The sequence below is a fragment of the Succinivibrio sp. genome (assembly GCF_045124615.1).
Taxonomy (GTDB): Bacteria; Pseudomonadota; Gammaproteobacteria; order Enterobacterales; family Succinivibrionaceae; genus Succinivibrio; species Succinivibrio faecicola.
Window position 1 is genome coordinate 1 of the sequence record NZ_JBGVMC010000291.1, and the last position, 2,179, is coordinate 2,179.

The 2,179-nt window shown below is 35.9% G+C and carries 3 protein-coding genes and 1 rRNA gene; 1 reads left to right on the plus strand and 3 read right to left on the minus strand.

The window, feature by feature from the left end:
- The coding region (locus tag ACJML3_RS07570; protein WP_406022039.1) for a YeiH family protein at positions 1–911 on the plus strand (911 nt) is incomplete at its 5' end.
- A gap of 51 nt (positions 912–962) precedes the next feature.
- Here ACJML3_RS07570 and ACJML3_RS07575 read toward each other — a convergent pair.
- The 3 genes from ACJML3_RS07575 to rrf form a co-directional block, all read right to left on the minus strand.
- Positions 963–1,484 carry a nitroreductase gene (locus tag ACJML3_RS07575; protein ID WP_406022041.1) on the minus strand — a complete coding sequence of 174 codons (522 nt, stop codon included), beginning with the start codon at positions 1,482–1,484 and terminating at the stop codon, positions 963–965.
- A gap of 8 nt (positions 1,485–1,492) precedes the next feature.
- On the minus strand, positions 1,493–1,981 hold the full coding sequence (locus tag ACJML3_RS07580; RefSeq protein ID WP_406022043.1) for a GNAT family N-acetyltransferase: 489 nt from the start codon (positions 1,979–1,981) through the stop codon (positions 1,493–1,495).
- A 65-nt stretch (positions 1,982–2,046) separates the two neighbouring features.
- Positions 2,047–2,162, minus strand: a 5S ribosomal RNA gene (gene rrf / locus ACJML3_RS07585).
- Positions 2,163–2,179 lie beyond the last annotated feature (17 nt).

Sequence of the window (2,179 nt, forward strand, 5' to 3'; positions counted from 1 at the left end):
TCATCTGCATGTTTTGGACTAATCATGGAGCTGCAGGAGCCGGTATCAAATTCACATCCAAAAAAGTTCTGCAGTATGCTGTAATTCTGTTAGGTTTTGGTTTAAACCTGAATGTTATATTCCTGACTGCAAAAGAATCTCTTCCTATTATCATTTCTACTATTGCAACATCACTTATTGTATCTTTTGCAATGTGTAAGATTTTTGAGTTGCCAACTAAACTTGCGACTCTAATTGGAGTTGGCTCATCAATCTGTGGTGGTTCTGCAATCGCTGCTACTGCGCCTGTTATCAAGGCAAATGATGAGGAAATAGGCCAGGCAATATCTGTTGTATTTTTCTTCAACGTAGTTGCAGCATTAGTATTCCCAACACTTGGCGACATTATTGGAATGAGCCACGATGCAGTAGCATTCGGTATTTTTGCAGGTACCGCTGTTAATGATACATCATCAGTTACAGCTGCAGCTTCAACATGGGATAGCATGTTCTCTTTAGGTCACGACACACTTGATAAGGCAGTGACAGTTAAACTTACAAGAACACTGGCAATTATTCCTATTGTTCTATACTTATCTGTATGGTATGCAAAAAGACATAATGTAAGTGAGCAGGAAAGAGTTTCAAGACTTAAGTTAATTAACCTTGTGCCAAGTTTCATTGTTATGTTCATTATTGCAGCTCTAATCACTACAGTAGCAGTTTACTATGGTGTAGATGCATCGATATTCAAACCATTCAAGGATGTATCTTTATTCTTCATTATTATGGCAATGGCAGCTATCGGCCTTAACTGTAATGTAGTAAAACTGATAAAGACAGGATTTATGCCAATAATGCTTGGTTTAGCATGCTGGTTATCAATTACAGCAGTTTGTCTTGTAATTCAGTACGAACTGAACATCTGGTAAAAAAATACTATAAAAGAAGTTAGGGACCAAATATTTGGTCCCTTAATTTTTCTACTCTACAAAATAGTACCAGCCATCTTTTCTTGGTTTTGTTTCAGGATACTCTCCATCAATATATCCAAGTGCAAGATGACCTATACCTTCATACTCACCTTCTATACCGAGTTTTGCAAATAAATCTTTATATAAAGGATAATCCATTGACTGCTTTGCTCTGTGGATCCAGCAACTTCCAAGATTCAGTTCATGGGCCTCTAGCATCATATTACCGAGAACAAGTGATCCATCATATACAAATGTAGGATTAGCCTTGTTTGCAGCAACAATTAGAATAACAGGTGCGCCATAGAAAGGATCGAAATTCTCATTACCATAAATTTTTGCATTTAATGCACTAATTTCATCTCTTAACTTCTTATCAGTAACTGCAATAATTACAGGAGACTGTGCATTTCTGCCTGTTGCAGCATATGTTCCTGCTTCTATAACTTTTAAAATCAGATCTTTGCTGACAGGATCTGATTTGAATTTTCTAACTGAACGACGTGTTTTTATACATTCTAATACATTCATAAAAGCACCTATACAAGTAAATACATATTGGTTATACCAAGATCTCTATTAAATTTCTTTCCACACTTATCAATAATGCCACTATTGATAAAACCGGCTTTTGAAAACAGCTTTATGCTACTTTCATTTTCACTGGTTATGACAGAAACAATATTAGTTATCTCACTAGATTTTTTTGCATAATCTATGACATAAGATAAAAGACTAGATCCTATACCTTCATTGCGATGATCCTTATGCACATACAATGAAATTTCAACTGTAGATCTGAAAGCTGATTTCTCTCTATATAAAGACAAAGAACAGAATCCAACTACTCTATGATTGGACTCATATACAAAAAGGGGATGTACTAAGCTACGATGATTGAAATAGAAGGAAACAGCTTTTAGAAATGATCGTTTTTCAGTATCAAATGTAGCTATACCGTTAATAACTTCATAATTATAGATATCATTTATGGCTACGATATCAGTAAATCTTGCATGTCTAATCATGAAATTATGGTAGTACAGAAACAAGAAAACCGCAATCAATTGATTGCGGTTTCTTTCAAAAGGATGCCTGGCAGTGACCTACTCTCACACAAACGTACGTTGCACTACCATCGGCGTAACTGCATTTCACTTCTGTGTTCGGAATGGGAACAGGTGGTTCTACAGCACTATGGCCGCCAGGCAAATTGGGTATAAAAC